The sequence below is a fragment of the Pseudomonas sp. JDS08PS003 genome (assembly GCF_045013505.1).
Lineage (GTDB): Bacteria > Pseudomonadota > Gammaproteobacteria > Pseudomonadales > Pseudomonadaceae > Aquipseudomonas > Aquipseudomonas protegens_B.
On the sequence record NZ_CP120724.1, the window covers coordinates 2,927,250 to 2,942,985 of the forward strand.

Below are 15,736 nucleotides of genomic sequence, written 5' to 3' on the forward strand. Positions count from 1 at the left end.
GTAGATCGTCCTGTTGCCTGTTTTTTTGGTCAATCTCCCGGCCGCTCGAGGGATAGAAAGCCTGTCAGTCGATACCGGGAGGCGTGTACGCCTGTTCGATATGGCCGATGTTCTTGTTCAAGATAGGCTTGGAGATTCTGAGGATCAGCGACTCAACGTGTTTGGGGAAATCCATCCAATCGGAGCTGCCAACATCGTAGGCGGAGATGTAGCGAACGATTTCGTAGCGTTTATCGGGCTTCTTCTTGATTCCCGCGGGGAACTGGATGTCCACATCCCGGCGAATAGCCGAGTAGGCTTCTTTCAACAGATTGGTGGCTTTGCCGAGGTAGATGAGGTTGGCCATCGAGTCATAGAAGGCGTAGATGCCTGCCCGCTCTTCGTGGCCCTTGAACAGGGTTTTCAACTGCGCCATCACTGGCTGGTCCTGCTTGAACTCGGCGAACTCCACCACTGACTGGAATTCAGGCGTAAAGGCGCGGTGAATGAAGTACTCGACCGTGATGTGCTGCGGCTGGCATTGGCCAGAACACCAGTCCTCGATCTGCTTGCTGCTGTACCCGGTATGGGCACAGGCAGTTTCTATGTCCCCCGAGTAATACCGTTCAATGATGTAACGCAAAACGCCGCTGCGATCAGTCACAAAAAAATCCTTTTCTCCAGGTTGGACTCGGCTATCGAGTATCCCGCGTGATGGTTGTAGTGGGTCTTCAACAAGGGGCTTGAGCTCCGTGTGCCGACCTTCAGGTCGGTTTGAGCGGGAGCAATGCTACTAATTGGCCATTATTCTGTCCAACCGTCAGATGATGAAGTTCTTGACCTGATCCCGGTGTGCGGGAAAAGTTACTCAGGTTTATTGCAGACAATAAAAAGGGGCGCTGAAAGTTCAGCGCCCCTTGTTGGCTTATATCCGGTTTTAACTTGTCTCAGCAAAACCGATCAATAACCCGAACTTCCGACTTGTCCCGCAGCGACTGCCATTCGGCTTTCAGGGTCTCCAGTACCCGGCCGATGAAGTCCTTGTCGGCGGCGGCTTTCTTGCCGACGTAGCCCTGGCCGCGGCGGTACATCTTCAGGCGGGCCGCCAGGTCCCGGTTGTTCTGGTCGAACTCTGCTTCATGGCTATGGGGCGACAGGCAGTCGATATGCACTTGGCCCGACTTGGCAATCCACAGGATGTGGCTGTCGTGGCTGTCTTTCTGTGCGGCGAACATACGTGCCAATTCATCAATAGTGGGTTGATTATTAAGATTCATTTGTAGCCCCCTTGACCATTTATCGATCTATCTAAGTTGATTCGCTAATTCATCTTGCTACGTCGGTAAGTTGAACCCTGATACCGGAAACAGGGCGACAGAGGGTGTCTGTCGGATACAGATAAGGCCCAGAGCCTGATGCGTGTAGTTGCCTTGATTAACTGCTACGCAATAGCGTCACAACGAAGAGAAGCAGCGTAAACCTGGATGAAGCTGCCGACATTCCCATCATCGGCCACAAGCATCTTGAGGAGTTTTCGCCGGCTTCCCGTCTTGGTATTGGACGGTCAATGCCAGGTCAGTTTCATCAATCTGCCTTGTGGGCAGTACACATCCGGGTCACAGCTCGGCGGTCAGACGAGCTTGCTCATAACACCTTTGCCTCGTCCCCCGATCGGGGGGACGTCTGCATCATGCAAGGGCGAAATCCTCTCGTCAACGGTTTTGTAGTGAAAATTTTCAAGCACTACATCTTGTCTGGCAAAAGCCGCAAAGCCATCATCCAGACACCCTATCGGCGACCAGGACAGGTAGAATCGGCGCCTTGAAACAGCTCTGAGGTTGCAGCGGTGGATGTACAACAAGGCTTCGTCCTGACTCGGCACTGGCGCGATACGCCGGCGGGCACGGAAGTCGAATTCTGGTTGGCCACCGACCAGGGCCCGCGCCGGATCCGCTTGCCGTTGCAGACTTCCGTGGCCTTTGTCCCGGCGGTGCAGCGTCCTCAGGCCGAGCGCTTGCTGGCCGACGACCCGGATGTCGAGCTGCGTCCCCTGCAGTTGCGCGACTTCCACCAGCGCCCGGTGCTGGGCATGTATTGCCCGCAGCACAATCAGTTGATGCGTCTGGACAAGACCCTGCGCCGCGCCGGTGTCGAGGTGTTCGAGGGCGACGTTCGCCCGCCCGAGCGCTACCTGATGGAACGTTTCATTACTGCGCCGGTATCCTTTGGCGGCCAGCCAGGGCCCGACGGCCTGTTACTCGAGGCGCAGATGAAGCCGGCGCCGGATTACCGGCCCGCACTCAAGCTGGCGTCCCTGGACATTGAAACCAGCGAGCGCGGCGAGCTGTACTCCATTGCGCTGGAGGGCTGTGGCCAGCGCCAGGTGTACATGCTCGGCAAGGCCCGGGAGGACGATAGCCCCGTGGACTTCGACCTGGAGTTCTGCGCCAGCCGCGAGCAGTTGCTGGAGAAACTCAACCAGTGGCTAGCCCGGCACGACCCCGACGCGATCATTGGCTGGAATCTGGTGCAGTTCGACCTGCGGGTGCTGCATGAGCATGCCCGGCGCCTGGCGGTGCCCCTGCGCCTGGGGCGTGGTGGCGAGGAGATGCAATGGCGCGAGCACGGCAGCCGCACTCATTACTTCGCCTCGGCCGCCGGACGCTTGATCATCGACGGCATCGAAGCCCTGCGTTCGGCGACCTGGAGCTTCCCGTCCTTCAGCCTGGAAAACGTCGCCCAGACCCTGTTGGGGGAGGGCAAGTCGATCGACAACCCGTACCAGCGCATGGACGAAATCAACCGCATGTTCGCCGAGGACAAGCCGGCCCTGGCCCGCTACAACCTCAAGGACTGCGAGCTGGTGACGCGGATTTTCGCCAAGACCGAGCTGCTGACCTTCCTCCTGGAGCGGGCCACAGTCACTGGCCTGCCCGCTGACCGCAGCGGCGGCTCGGTGGCGGCTTTCACTCACCTGTACATGCCGCTGATGCATCGCCAGGGCTTTGTTGCCCCCAACCTCGGCGAGCTGCCGCCCCAGGCCAGCCCTGGCGGTTTTGTCATGGATTCGCGCCCCGGCCTCTATGAGTCGGTGCTGGTGCTGGACTACAAGAGCCTGTACCCGTCGATCATCCGCAGTTTCCTGATCGACCCGGTGGGGCTGGTGGAAGGCCTGCGCCAGCCGGATGACCAGCACTCGGTCGCGGGCTTTCGCGGTGCGCGCTTCTCCCGCACCCGACATTGCCTGCCAGCGATCGTGACCCGGGTCGCCGAGGGCCGTGAAGTGGCCAAGCGCGAGCACAACGCGCCGCTGTCCCAGGCCCTGAAGATCATCATGAACGCCTTCTACGGCGTGCTCGGATCCAGCGGTTGCCGCTTCTTCGACCCACGCCTGGCTTCATCCATCACCCTGCGTGGCCACGAGATCATGGCGCGTACCCGGCAGTTGATCGAAGCCCAGGGCCATCAAGTGATCTATGGCGATACCGACTCCACGTTCGTCTGGCTCGGCAGCCTGCATGACGAGGAGCAGGCGGCGCTGATCGGGCGCGGCCTGGTGGCCCACGTCAACCAGTGGTGGCGCGAACATCTGCAGCAGCAATATGGCCTGGAAAGCGCCTTGGAGTTGCAGTTCGAAACCCACTACAAACGTTTTCTGATGCCCACCATCCGCGGCGCCGAGGAGGGCAGCAAGAAGCGTTATGCCGGGCTGATGCAGCGCGCCGATGGCCGTCAGGAGATGGTCTACAAGGGCCTGGAGACCGTGCGCACCGACTGGTCGCCCCTGGCCCGGGAATTCCAGCAGGAGCTGTACCAGCGGATCTTCCATCGCCAGCCCTACCAGGACTATGTGCGCGACTACGTGCAACGCACCCTGGCCGGGCAACTGGATGATTGGCTGATCTACCGCAAGCGCCTGCGCCGTCCCCTGGACGACTACGAGCGCAACGTGCCACCCCATGTTCGCGCCGCGCGCCTGGCGGATGAATACAACCGTGAGCAGGGCCGGCCGTTGCAGTACCAGAACGGTGGCTGGATCAGCTACGTGATCACCCTGGCCGGCCCCGAGCCCTTGGAAAACCGCCGCGCGGCCATCGACTACGAGCACTACCTGACCCGGCAGCTGCAGCCGGTGGCAGATGCCATCCTGCCGTTCGTGCAGGACGACTTCAGCACCCTGGTGGGCGGGCAGATGGGCTTGTTCTGAGAGGCCTCAGTCGTCCACGGCCTCGCACAGACCACTGGCACCGTGTTTGTCGCTGTACTTCACGGTCACCGAATCGTCGTCCTCGACGCTGATGGCCAGGTTTGTTTCCGGTGTCTTGACCTGGAAATGCCGGTCATCCACCACACTGCTCTTGACCACTTTGCCGTTGATGTAAATCGGTCCGCCCTGGTCGGCGCTGACGGCCAGATTGCCGGGGCAGGAAACGTTGAACAGCGGTACACCTTCGGCGTGGGCGGCGCCGGTGAAAATCATCAAAGTGCCCAGCAGCAGGATTTTGCGCATCGCGGACTCCTCTTGGAACAGCCGTGGGGCAGAGGCTTGAGTGGCCGATTGCAGCCCCGGATTGGTGCTTAGCCTATCCGCTGCCAGAGCCGTGTGCGAGTGGAATATTTACCCCGGGCCAGAGCGTTTTTCGGGCTTTTGTCGGACAAAAAAAACCGTGGACTCGCGGTTGACGAGTGTGTCAGGTTTCTTGCGCCTCAATGGGCGAGTGATAGGACGATCTCGCAGGCGGGGTCGTTGCTGTTCTATCGGAAATTTTTTGTCTGGAACAAGGACGTAACAATGTCAAACGCACTATCCAAAGCACTCCCTGAAACCATCGGCTACGGGATCGACCCGATCGCCGCACTGAGCACTGCCTACCAGCAGGTACACGCCTTCAGCCATCTGTATGACCGCGGTGGCAGCGAGCTGGTGAACGGCAAGCCATCGTTCACCGCCGACCAGGCCGCCGACTCGATCCTGCGCAAGGGCCTGTCCTGGCATGACCAGAATGGCGACGGCAAGATCGACCTGAGCTACAGCTTCCTCACGGACAAACCGGCCAACTACAATCCGGCCCTGGGCAGCTTCAGCGAGTTCAGCGCGCTGCAGAAGGCTCAGGCCCAGCTGTCCCTGCAGTCCTGGTCGGACGTGGCCAACATCACCTTCACCGAGTCCGCCAAGGGCGGCGACGGCCACCTGAGCTTCGGCAACTACAACGTCAGCACCGGCGGCGCGGCCTTTGCCTACTTGCCGTCCGGCAGCAGCTATGACGGCCAGTCCTGGTACCTGATCAACGACCAGTACCGGGTCAACGAAACACCGGGCAACGGCAACTATGGCCGCCAGACCCTGACCCACGAAATTGGCCACAGCCTGGGCCTGTCCCATCCGGGCGTGTACAACGCCGGCAGCGGCAGCCCCACCTACAACGACGTCACCTACGCCCAGGACACCCGTGGCTACAGCCTGATGAGCTACTGGAGCGAGAGCCACACCGGGCAGGACTTCAGCAAGGACGGCGGCGGTGCCTACGCCTCGGCGCCGTTGCTGGACGATATCGTCGCCGTGCAGAAGCTCTATGGCGCCAACCACGAGACCCGTGCCGACAACACTGTCTATGGCTTCAACTCCAACACCGGGCGGGATTTCTACAGCGCCCAGAGCGCCTCCGACAAGCTGGTGTTTGCGGTCTGGGACGGCGGCGGCAACGATACCCTGGACTTCTCCGGCTTCACCCAGGACCAGAAGATCAACCTCAACGAGGGTGGTTTCTCCGATGTCGGCGGCCTGGTGGGCAACGTCTCCATCGCCCACGGCGTGACCGTGGAAAACGCCATCGGCGGTTCGGGCAATGACCTGCTGATCGGCAACGCTGCGGCGAACATCCTCGAAGGCGGTGCCGGCAACGACATCCTCTACGGCGGTGGCGGTGGCGATACGCTGTGGGGCGGGGCAGGGGCCGACACCTTCGTGTTCGGCGCAGCTTCAGATTCGACCTTCGACGCCCCGGACTGGATCATGGATTTCGCCAGTGGCGAGGACAAGATCGACCTCAGCGGCCTGTTTGCCTCCACCGGCGCCACCCTGAACTTCGTCAGCGGCTTCACTGGCCACGCCGGCGATGCGATCCTCACCTACTTTGTCGAAACCAACCAGACCAGCCTGATGATCGACCTGACCGGTCATGGCGCGGTGGACTTCGCCGTGGGCACCGTGGGCCAGGCGGCTGTCACCGACATCATCGCCTGATTGATCGGAAACAGTGGAGCGGCGCGCGATGCGCCGCTTCCACATCACTCTTCCCCTTGTTTTCCCCGGTCCTGGGCAGGTTTGATCGAGGCAGGCATTGGCTGGCCGTCGATAGTCGTGGATGTCGACTTGACGCGCAGAGCAGCTGATAGCCTTCCGGCAGGGGCCGTATACAGGGCTTTTGCGGTTTTCCTGCACTTTGATTATCTTCGCCGCATGAACCTCCTTACTCCGAACATAGAGCCGTTTTTCAGAGATGCCGGGTGGGCCCCTGGCAGGGCCGTTGTGGTTGATAGTCACGTACCCCGCGCACATCCGGCATTTCGCATCCTGCAAGCATTTGGCGAATTGACCGTAGGGCATACCGGCGCGGGGGCGGAGTGTGCCTCTAGTGACATAGAGTTTGGGTGTCCTGCGTGCCCCGATGAACAAGTACATGGCTGGCAAGAAGCGCTGCACACCCACTTTGTTTGCCTGGGTGATGTACATCATGGTCATGCACAGCTCTGGCTGGATAGCCAAGGCCGTTTGTTCTCGAACGGATTGGTCGCGCCCATAATGCTTTTTGTTGGGCATGATTTTGCTCAAGGCGTCGAGGCCCTGCTCAAAGGGTATCGATTACGCCCCATGCTGTTGCCGTCGCAAGAAGAAGTCATGGTATGGGGCGAGCGTTTTCGGACTGGCGATCCGCTTGTTCTAACGCCCGGTTTTTTTCACGCCCGCGCGCTCTGATGTGGGTGCTGGGCATCGCGCCCAGCCCGTGTGCCTGTGTCGGTTTCGCTCAACGCTCAGGCAAGCCTCCTGGTTTGCGCCCGCGCCAGGCAAATCACAGCGCCAGGACATTGCCTCGGCCACCTGGCTGTCGGTGGCGCTGGCCCACGGGTGATCAGTCGCCGCCCCCGCCGCCACAACCGCCGCCCCCGCAACCGCTGCTGTCGCCCCCGCCGCCATCGCTGCCGCCACTGTCTGCGTCACCGCCAAAACGCGAGCTGTCGCTGTCGGCGCTGCTGCTGGAGGAATCGCTGTCGAAGGAGCTGCTGTGCAGGTCGCTGCCGCAGTGGACCACTGTGGCCGTGCCGCCGTTTTCCGTCAGGCGCCGCAGGGACTGGCAGTCAGCGACGTAGTGAAAGCCCCGAGCGATTTTCAGCTTGGCATCCAGGGCGAACAGCAGCGGCAGGCGGCTGGGCTGGGCAGGGTTGATGTTTTCTTCCAGGCAGGCCAGACGCCAGACCCGACGCAGGCCGTTGTCGCTTTTGCGCGCAGCGTTCTGGCCGAGCACCGCGGCGGGAGTGTGATGGAGGAACTGGCCGAAGGCCTTGTCGCAGAACTGCTGATAATCCCGGGTATGCAGGATGAACTCGTGCCACAGATCGTCCACCACCTGGGACGGCATCGACACGTAGTGCTGGCCGCCCTTGAGGTAGGCCAGGAAGAACTGACGCAAGCCCTGAGCCACCAGTTGGCAGTCCTTGAGGCGCAGGTGCGGATGCTGGGTGCGCAGGGGTTCGAACAGCCGTGGTGGCAAGGTGAAATCGCGGATATAGGCTTCCCGGCGCAACGCGGTGAGGGTGTTCTGACGGCGCCATAACACCAGGATCAAGGCCAGGGCCACCACTGCGGGAAGGATCAACAGCATGTTCGGTCTCCGCCGGAAAAAGTGCCGAGACAGTGGCGCAAAGCAGCGCTTTATTCAAGCCGCCCCCTCGTAGGGGTCGGCTTGCCAGCGCAGAGGCCGGCAAGCCGGGCGCCTGCCTTGCGGATGCCTTCGCCGGCAAGTCCTGCTTGCCAGGCAAAGGCCTCGTCAGACGTGGTCGATATCGATATTCCGGGTCTCACGCAAACACAGCAAACCCACCACCAGGCTGACCCCGGTAATCAGCACCGGGTACCACAGGCCATAAAAGATATCGCCGGTGTAGACCACCAGGGCAAAGGACACCGTCGGCAGGAATCCGCCAAACCAGCCGTTGCCAATGTGGTAGGGCAGGGACATCGAGGTGTAGCGGATACGGGTCGGGAACAGTTCGACCATCAGCGCTGCCAGCGGGCCGTAGCACATGGCGGCAATCAGGATCAGCGCCACGATCAGCAGCACCACCATGGGTTTGTTGACGTTCTGCGTGTCCGCCTGCTGCGGATAGCCGGCCAGGGTCACCGCGCCACGCAGGGCCGCTTCGTCGAAGCCGTTGATCTTCACGTCACCGACGCTGACCTGCACCGGGCTGCCGGCGGGGGCGGCGATGCTGCTGTACGGCAGGCCCTGTTTCACCAGGAAGGTCTTGACCTTGTCGCAGGGGCTGTCGAAGCGCGCCTTGCCCACCGGGTCGAACTGGAAGGTGCAGGTGGCCGGGTCGGCGGTGACGCTGATGGGCGCCTGGCGGCTGGCTTGGTCGATGGCCGGGTTGGCGTAGTGGGCAAGGGCCTTGAAGATCGGGAAGTACAGCACCGTGGCCAGCAACAGGCCGAGCATCAACACCGGCTTGCGGCCGATCTTGTCCGAGAGCCAGCCGAAGAAGATGAACATCGGTGCGCCGATTACCACGCTGATGATCAGCAGGCTGTTGGCCAGGGCCGGGTCCATCTTGAGGAACTGGGTGAGGAAGAACAAAACGTAGAACTGCGCGGCATAGAAGGTCACTGCCTGCCCGGCGTTAATGCTGAACAGGGCGATCAGCACCACCTTGAGGTTTTCCCATTTGCCGAAGGACTCGCGGATCGGCGCCTTGCTGGCGTGGCCTTCTTCTTTCATTTTCAGGAAGGCCGGCGACTCGTGCAGGCTCATGCGGATCCAGGTGGAGATGCCCAGCAGGACGATGGACAGCAGGAACGGCAGGCGCCAGCCCCAGACCTCGAACTGATCGCCGGTGAAATAGCGGCAAGCCAGTACCACCAGCAGCGACAGCAGCAGGCCGAGGGTCGCAGTGGACTGGATCCAGCTGGTGTGGAAACCGCGCTTGCCCTGTGGCGCGTGCTCGGCCACATAGGTGGCGGCACCGCCGTATTCACCCCCCAGGGCCAGGCCCTGGAGCATGCGCAGGGCCACCAGAATGATCGGCGCGGCGATGCCGATGCTGGCGTAGTTGGGCAGCAGGCCCACGGCGAAGGTCGCCACCCCCATGAGGATGATGGTGGCGAGGAAGGTGTACTTGCGGCCGATCATGTCCCCCAGGCGGCCGAACACCAGCGCGCCGAAGGGGCGCACCACGAAGCCGGCGGCAAAGGCCATGAGGGCGAAGATGAACGCCGTGGTGTCGTTGACCCCGGCGAAGAACTGCTTGCTGATCACCGCCGCGAGGGCGCCATAGAGAAAGAAGTCATACCACTCGAACACCGTGCCGAGTGACGAGGCGAAGATCACCTTCTGACTGCCCTTGGCAGCGGAGTCGTCCAGAGGCGCATTGAGAGACTGAGCGTGTTCTGACATAGGGGGCTTCCTTACAGTGATTATTGTTGTTGTTCCACTGCCGGCGCCGTAATCGGCGCCGTTGTTGCGATTCATCGCTAGCGTGCGATGAACCCTCGTTTACCTCCCGACCGTAGGAGCAGGCTTGCCAGCGAAGAGGCCCTTGAGCCAGGTGCCGACCTTGGAGGCGCCTTCGCCGGCAAGCCGACTCATACGGTCATGCCGGGGTGGCGGGTTGCTTGTGCTGGACGGTACTCCTGGGGACTGTGGCAAGAATCAGTTCGGCAGCCTTCTCGGCGATCATCAGGGTCGGCGAGCAGGTGTTGCCGGAGGTAATGCGCGGCATGATCGAGGCATCGGCAATCCGCAGTCCGGGAATGCCATGCACCCGCAATTGCGCATCCACTACCGCCTGGGCGTCGTGGCCCATGCGGCAGGTGCCCACCGGATGGAAGATGGTGGTGCCGATGCGGGCCGCCGCTTCATGCAGTTGTTCCTCACTCTGCAGTTGCGGCCCGGGCAGGTATTCGCTGGGCTTGAAGGGTTGCAGGGCCGGAGCGCCGACGATACGCCGGGTCAGGCGGATGGCATCGGCAGCGACGCGCAGATCCTCGGGATGGCTCAGGTAGTTGGGCTGGATCAGCGGCGCATCCCCGGGCTCCACGGAACGTATCTCTATCCGGCCACGGCTTTGCGGGCGCAGGTCGCAGACCGAGGCCGTGAAGGCCGGGAAGCTGTGCAAGGGCTCACCGAAGCGCTCCAGTGACAGCGGCTGCACGTGGTATTCGAGGTTGGCGCTGGACTGCTCCGGTCCCGAGCGGGCAAAGGCGCCCAACTGACTCGGGGCCATGGACAGCGGGCCGCTGCGGTCATACAGGTAGCGCAGGCCCATGCCCATCTTGCCCCACAGGCTGCCGGCGATCTGGTTCAGGGTGCGGGCGTTTTCCAGCTTGTAGATCAAGCGCAGTTGCAGGTGGTCCTGGAGGTTGCTGCCGACCCCGGGCAGGGCATGGCTGACCCCGATCCCCAAGCGCTGCAGGAGTGGTGCCGGGCCGATGCCCGAGCGCTGCAGGATGCTCGGCGAGCCGACGGAGCCGGCGCACAGAATGATCTCCCGGCGTGCCTTGAAATTCTGCTGGCGGCCCTGGCTGATGGCCCGCACTGCGGTGGCGCGGCCGTCCTCGAGAATCAGCCGCTGCACCTCGACATCGGTCAGCACCACCAGGTTGGGGCGATTGGCGATGGGCTTGAGAAAGGCTTTGGCCGCATTCCAGCGCACCCCGGCCTTCTGGTTGACCTGGAAGTAGCCGCAGCCTTCGTTATCGCCACCGTTGAAATCGTCGATGTTGCGGATGCCGCTCTGCTGCGCAGCCGTACGGAAGGCATCGAGGATCGGCCATGACAGGCGCTGGCGTTCGACCCGCCATTCGCCGGCGGCGCCGTGCAGCTCATTGCCTCCGGCAAAATGGTTTTCGCTTTTCTTGAACAGCGGCAGTACATCCTCCCAGCTCCAGCCGGGGTTGCCGGCGGCGGCCCAGCCATCGTAGTCGGCGGCCTGGCCGCGCATGTAGATCATGCCGTTGATCGAGGAGCAGCCGCCCAGCACCTTGCCCCGTGGATAGCTCAGGCTGCGGCCCTGCAGGCCGGGTTCGGCCTCGGTCTTGAAGCACCAGTCGGTGCGCGGGTTACCGATGCAGAACAGGTAGCCCACGGGAATGTGGATCCAGGGGTAGTTGTCGCGGCCACCGGCTTCCAGCAGCAGCACCCGGTGCTGGGGGTTGGCGGACAGGCGATTGGCCAGCAGACAGCCGGCGGGACCGGCGCCGACCACAATGTAGTCGTAGGCGTCAAAGGCAGGGAGCATCCGTGACCTCATTTTTCTGTTCTTATTGGTCCTCATCCTAGTTGTTAGCTTTCGTCAAAAGAATGTTAGTTTTTACCCACCTGCTGTGCGTTTTCTAACAGCATCCCTCTTCGACATTGACCAGGATTTCCATGTTCGACTGGAACGATCTGCGCTACTTCCTCGAGCTGCAACGCAGCGGGCGCCTGCTCACCGCGGCGCGGCGGCTGAACACTACCCACGCGACGGTGGCCCGGCATATCGAGGCGGTGGAGATGGCCCTGGGCACTGCGCTGTTCGTCCAGCACGCCCAGGGCTACGAACTGACCCCGGCCGGCGAGGCGCTGCTCAAGCACGCCGAAGCCATGGAAAACGTTGCCTTGCTGGTGCAGGAGGAAATCACCCAGTCCAGTGCGCCCCTGGGCAAGATTCGTGTCGGGGTCACCGAGGGCCTGGGGGTCAAGTTTCTCGCCAGCCGCATGTATGGCCTGTTCGAACGTTATCCGGGGCTGGAGGTGGAGCTGGTGGCGGTGCCGCGCTTTGTCAGCATCCTCAATCGCGAGGCGGAGATCAGCATCCATCTGGAGCGTCCCAGCGCCGACATGCTGGTGACCCGCAAACTCACCGACTACCGCCTGGCGCTGTACGCCAGTCAGGCCTACCTGGACCGCGCGCCGCCCCTGCGCAGCCGCGAGGACCTGGGGCGCCACGCCTGGATCGGTTATGTCGACGACCTCTTGTTCAGCCAGGAACTGATGTTCCTCAACAGCTTCTGCCGCAACCCCCAGGTGGTGTTCCACAGCACCAGCGTCATCGCCCAGCAGGAAGCGGCCCGCTCAGGTCTGGGGATCGCCGTGCTGCCGTGCTACATGGCTGCCGCCGATCCGCAACTGGTACCGCTGCTGCCGGCGGAAAGCATCCAGCGCGCCTACTGGATCAGCACCCGCCGTGAGCTGCACAAATCGGTGCGGCTGCGGGTGGTCTGGGACTATCTGGTGGAGCAGTGCGCGGCGCAGCAGCAGGTGTTGCTGGGGCCCGAGATCTAGCCTGGGTCAGAGAATCGGCCCGCAATGGACCGAGCTGCGGATCGGTGCCCCGGGCTTGATATCGACGAAACGCGAGCCGTAGGACTGCGGGTTCAGCGGGCCGCCGTCCAGGCCCATACCCAGGCCGCCGGCGCTGCGGGTTTCGCCTTCCTGCATCAGTGGATCAAGGCAGGCCCGCCAGTCCAGCAGGCGTAAGGTCACGGCCTGGCGGCGTTCCAGGTCGCCGGCCAGCAAGGGGCTGGAGCGGTGCCACAGGTACTTGCTGAACAGCAGGGCGTCGCCGGGATCGAAGGCCTCTTCGATGCGCTGCTGCTCGAAGCTGTCGGTGAGCATCCCGGGTGTGCAGTAGGTGTGGTGCAGGTGAGCGGAAAACTCGGCCACCGTCTCGCCCCGTGCCAGTTTCCCTGCCAGCAGGCGCGAGAACTGGAAGTTCTCCTGGGCCGAGAACAGCGACAGGGGCACCCAGGCCATGCCGCCACCTTGCAGTTGGGGGCGGATCGGCTGCAACGGCATCCACAGGCTGAAGGCCGGGTCCTGGGGGCGGATGTAGCGAAAGTTCAGCGAGTCGTAGTGCCAGGCAAAGCCTGAGCGTCCCACCCCCAGCTCGAAACTCTGGGCCTCGCTCATGATCAGGCGGCAGCCGGTGAGGCGGGTCAGCACCTGGGCGAAGGCCGGTTGCCGGTAGAGGCGTTCGAGGATGCCGACCTGGGTCACCCGATGAGTCAGGCGGCTGAAGCCGTCGCCATGAGCCGAAGTGCCCGAGGGGGCCGGGCGCAGTTGGCTGTTGGCCAGTTCGCGCAGTTGCAGGACAGCCGCTGGCGTCAACAGACTGCGCAGCTTGATGAAGCCACGCTCCTTGAAATGCCGCAGATCGTCCTGATCCAGGCGTAGCGGGTTGACCAGGGCAGGGGCGGTGTCAGGCAGGACCGGTGGCAGGTTCACAGGGGTATTCCATTACCAGGGACAAGGCCCTTGAGTATGGACAGCGCGCGCTGGGTCGGCAGGCTGGATTCGACCTCGAACAACGCCTTTGCGACATCGGGCAGGGAGGGCGGCGCTTTAGCCGTCAGGCCGGATATAGCGGTCCTGGGTCTGGATGAAGGCATCGAAGGCCCGGGAGTTGTAGACCTCAAGGCAAGCATGCAAGACCACCTTGTTGCGGCTGTACTTGCTGCTTCCCGAGGCCTGCTCGTAGGCTTGTTCCACGTAGTCGGTGGCGGCGGTGTAGGGGTTGTGCAGGGTTTCCAGGGTGTCTTCGTTCTGCAGCACGTTGTACAGACCTATCCCCAGCACGCCGTACATGCCGGCGGCGTGGCCGACGTCCTGACGCATGGCCGAGGGTTCCGGGAAACGCTCGGCCAGGCAGTTGGCCAGGCCGTAGTTCTTCAGGGACTGGCGGGCAGCGTCGACCTCACTCGTGGCCTGGGCCGCGCTGCATGCAGCGGCCAGCGATAACAGCAGTGCGCTCATCCTTTTCACCCTTGCCACTCCTCGATCCAGGCATCCGCCCGTGCTGGCGGCGGCAGATGGTCGGTGGTGCTGCTGAGGTTGTCAACGAGCCGACCTGCCGTCGGGGCTAGCTACAGGACTCGGTGGCAGGTTCGTGGACCGGCTGCTGGCGAGTTCCCAGCAGCACTCCCATGGCCAGCAGGCTGACGCATCCGGCCAGGGCCATGGCCAGACGAAAGCCGCTGGTCATGGCGGCGCCATAGAGTTCAGCGAACAACGGGTCGTGCAGCGGCAGGCGGTGTTCGTTCACTGCCTGGCGCGCCAGTTCGGCGGCGCCATTGATGCCGGTCGCCGCAGCAGTCTCGCTGAGCACCTGCACCGCCTGGGCGCTCATCAGGCTGCCGAGCAGGGCGATGCCGACGCTCATGCCGGTCTGGCGCAGGGCGTTCATGCTGGCCGAGGCGATTCCGGCACGCTCCGCTGGCGCACAGGCCATCACCACCAGCCCGGTGGCCGGTACCGCCAGGCCCATGCCCAGGCCCAGCAGGCCGAACAGCGAGCCCACCAGCCAGTAGGGCGTGTGGGCGTCGAAGCCGGCCATGGCGCTCAGGGCCAGGCCCACCAGGCCATAGCCGCCGACCATCAGCCAGGGCAGGGGGAGGCGCTGGTGCAACCGGCCGAAGAGCATCGATACAACGCCTGTGACCACGAACTGCGGGAGCATGCGCAGGCCGGTGTCGGCGGCGGACCAGCCCTGGATCTGCTGCAGGAAGATCGAGAAGAAAAACAGGCTGCTGTAGCAGGAGAAACCAAGGATGAACGATGCCAGGTTGGCCACTGCGAAGGGGCGCTGGCGGAACAGCGCGAGTGGCACCAGGGGCCGCTGCACTCGACGCTCCACCTGAATCAGAGCCAGCAGCGCCAGGGTCGACAACAGCAAGAAGGTGAGCGCCCCGGGGCTACCGAATCCGTCTTCGCCGGCGACGATCAGCCCATAGGTCAGGGCCCCGAGCCAGAGCACGCAGAGGACCTGGCCCAGGGGATCGAGTGCGGCGTGCCGGGGATGCTTGCGTTCGCTGATGCCCCAGCACCCCAGGACCAGGGCCAGCAGGCCGATGGGCAGGTTGATCAGGAAAATGCTCTGCCAGCCCAGGTGCTCCAGCAGCAGGCCACCCAGCAGCGGGCCGAGGATCAGCGCCAGGGCGCTGAAGGCCGACCAGCCGCCGATCACATGGGCCCGTTGCCGGGGTTCGGGAAAGGCATGGCTGAGGATCGGCATCGCCCCGGGAATCAGCAGGGCCCCGGCCAGCCCTTGCACCGCGCGCCCGGCCAGCAGCAGCGAGAGTTCCTGGGCCAGGGCACAGAGCGCCGAGCCGAGGCAGAACAGCAGCACCCCGATCAGCCAGCAGCGCTTGTGGCCGAAGCGGTCCCCCAGTGGCCCCGCTGACAGCATGAACGCCGAGAGGCAGATGGCGTAGGCATTGACCACCCACTGCAGGCCGCTGAGGTCTGTGGCCAGAGCGTGTTGCAAGGTCGGCAGGGCGACGTTGACGATGCTGATGTCCAGGGACGCGAGAAAGGTCCCGAGGTAGGCGGCGGCCACCAGGGCAGGGCGGCGATAGCGATTCATGAGGCGTCTCCCGCAGGTTCTGGAATGGGCTTTCGGGGCGAGCATAGTATTTCGACTGACCGTCGGTCAATGGAAAATGACACGCGTTCTCAACTCTCTTTTTCCCGGAAATTCCCCTAGACTGTCGGCCTTTGTCGATCAG

General features: G+C 63.0%; 13 protein-coding genes. 4 read left to right on the top strand and 9 right to left on the bottom strand.

Annotation, left to right across the window (positions count from 1 at the left end):
* Positions 1-64 precede the first annotated feature (64 nt).
* Positions 65-643 (bottom strand): hypothetical protein, encoded by a 579-nt coding sequence (locus P7C00_RS13535; protein ID WP_346635778.1) that lies wholly within the window; start codon positions 641-643, stop codon positions 65-67.
* Between the two features lie 283 nt (positions 644-926).
* The gene (locus tag P7C00_RS13540; protein ID WP_011060776.1) at positions 927-1,256 is read right to left on the bottom strand and encodes a hypothetical protein; all 330 of its coding nucleotides are present in this window, start codon (positions 1,254-1,256) and stop codon (positions 927-929) included.
* Positions 1,257-1,825: 569 nt separating this feature from the next.
* Between P7C00_RS13540 and P7C00_RS13545 the strand changes: the two genes are divergently transcribed.
* Positions 1,826-4,186, top strand: a complete 2,361-nt coding sequence (locus P7C00_RS13545; protein ID WP_404939455.1) for a DNA polymerase II — start codon at positions 1,826-1,828, stop codon at positions 4,184-4,186.
* 6 nt (positions 4,187-4,192) lie between these two features.
* On the opposite strand, the gene P7C00_RS13550 is transcribed toward P7C00_RS13545, so the two are convergent.
* Entirely contained in the window at positions 4,193-4,489 is a 297-nt protein-coding gene (locus P7C00_RS13550) for a hypothetical protein (protein WP_404939457.1), read from the bottom strand.
* Positions 4,490-4,771: 282 nt separating this feature from the next.
* On the opposite strand from P7C00_RS13550, the gene P7C00_RS13555 reads away from it, so the two are divergent.
* Together P7C00_RS13555 and P7C00_RS13560 are read left to right on the top strand one after the other, a co-directional pair.
* The gene (locus P7C00_RS13555; protein ID WP_404939459.1) at positions 4,772-6,223 is read left to right on the top strand and encodes a serralysin family metalloprotease; all 1,452 of its coding nucleotides are present in this window, start codon (positions 4,772-4,774) and stop codon (positions 6,221-6,223) included.
* Positions 6,224-6,352: 129 nt separating this feature from the next.
* Positions 6,353-6,955 carry an SUKH-3 domain-containing protein gene (locus P7C00_RS13560; RefSeq protein WP_129405577.1) on the top strand — a complete coding sequence of 201 codons (603 nt, stop codon included), beginning with the start codon at positions 6,353-6,355 and terminating at the stop codon, positions 6,953-6,955.
* Positions 6,956-7,109: 154 nt separating this feature from the next.
* On the opposite strand, the gene P7C00_RS13565 is transcribed toward P7C00_RS13560, so the two are convergent.
* The 3 genes from P7C00_RS13565 to P7C00_RS13575 all read right to left on the bottom strand — a co-directional run bounded on the left by P7C00_RS13565 (position 7,110) and on the right by P7C00_RS13575 (position 11,490).
* A complete protein-coding gene (locus P7C00_RS13565; RefSeq protein WP_404939461.1) occupies positions 7,110-7,859 on the bottom strand; it encodes a glycine-rich domain-containing protein in 750 nt (249 codons plus the stop codon).
* A gap of 165 nt (positions 7,860-8,024) precedes the next feature.
* Positions 8,025-9,647 carry an MFS transporter gene (locus P7C00_RS13570; protein ID WP_404939463.1) on the bottom strand — a complete coding sequence of 541 codons (1,623 nt, stop codon included), beginning with the start codon at positions 9,645-9,647 and terminating at the stop codon, positions 8,025-8,027.
* Between the two features lie 196 nt (positions 9,648-9,843).
* Complete coding sequence (locus P7C00_RS13575) at positions 9,844-11,490, bottom strand: GMC family oxidoreductase (protein ID WP_404939465.1); 1,647 nt, start codon at positions 11,488-11,490, stop codon at positions 9,844-9,846.
* 131 nt (positions 11,491-11,621) lie between these two features.
* Here P7C00_RS13575 and P7C00_RS13580 point away from each other — a divergent pair, with 131 nt between their 5' ends.
* A complete protein-coding gene (locus P7C00_RS13580) occupies positions 11,622-12,515 on the top strand; it encodes a LysR family transcriptional regulator (RefSeq protein ID WP_404939467.1) in 894 nt (297 codons plus the stop codon).
* Between the two features lie 6 nt (positions 12,516-12,521).
* Here P7C00_RS13580 and P7C00_RS13585 read toward each other — a convergent pair whose 3' ends face one another.
* From P7C00_RS13585 to P7C00_RS13595, 3 genes are all read right to left on the bottom strand, one after another.
* Positions 12,522-13,457 (bottom strand): phytanoyl-CoA dioxygenase family protein, encoded by a 936-nt coding sequence (locus P7C00_RS13585; RefSeq protein ID WP_404939469.1) that lies wholly within the window; start codon positions 13,455-13,457, stop codon positions 12,522-12,524.
* Between the two features lie 117 nt (positions 13,458-13,574).
* On the bottom strand, positions 13,575-13,985 hold the full coding sequence (locus tag P7C00_RS13590) for a hypothetical protein (protein ID WP_404939471.1): 411 nt from the start codon (positions 13,983-13,985) through the stop codon (positions 13,575-13,577).
* A gap of 106 nt (positions 13,986-14,091) precedes the next feature.
* Positions 14,092-15,594, bottom strand: a complete 1,503-nt coding sequence (locus tag P7C00_RS13595) for an MFS transporter (RefSeq protein ID WP_404939473.1) — start codon at positions 15,592-15,594, stop codon at positions 14,092-14,094.
* Positions 15,595-15,736 lie beyond the last annotated feature (142 nt).

Coding starts and splice junctions, on each gene's coding strand:
- P7C00_RS13540 (WP_011060776.1), bottom strand. CDS start 1,256: ATGAATCTTAATAATCAACCCACTATTGATGAATTGGCACGTATGTTC.
- P7C00_RS13550 (WP_404939457.1), bottom strand. CDS start 4,489: ATGCGCAAAATCCTGCTGCTGGGCACTTTGATGATTTTCACCGGCGCC.
- P7C00_RS13555 (WP_404939459.1), top strand. CDS start 4,772: ATGTCAAACGCACTATCCAAAGCACTCCCTGAAACCATCGGCTACGGG.
- P7C00_RS13565 (WP_404939461.1), bottom strand. CDS start 7,859: ATGCTGTTGATCCTTCCCGCAGTGGTGGCCCTGGCCTTGATCCTGGTG.
- P7C00_RS13570 (WP_404939463.1), bottom strand. CDS start 9,647: ATGTCAGAACACGCTCAGTCTCTCAATGCGCCTCTGGACGACTCCGCT.
- P7C00_RS13575 (WP_404939465.1), bottom strand. CDS start 11,490: ATGCTCCCTGCCTTTGACGCCTACGACTACATTGTGGTCGGCGCCGGT.
- P7C00_RS13580 (WP_404939467.1), top strand. CDS start 11,622: ATGTTCGACTGGAACGATCTGCGCTACTTCCTCGAGCTGCAACGCAGC.
- P7C00_RS13590 (WP_404939471.1), bottom strand. CDS start 13,985: ATGAGCGCACTGCTGTTATCGCTGGCCGCTGCATGCAGCGCGGCCCAG.
- P7C00_RS13595 (WP_404939473.1), bottom strand. CDS start 15,594: ATGAATCGCTATCGCCGCCCTGCCCTGGTGGCCGCCGCCTACCTCGGG.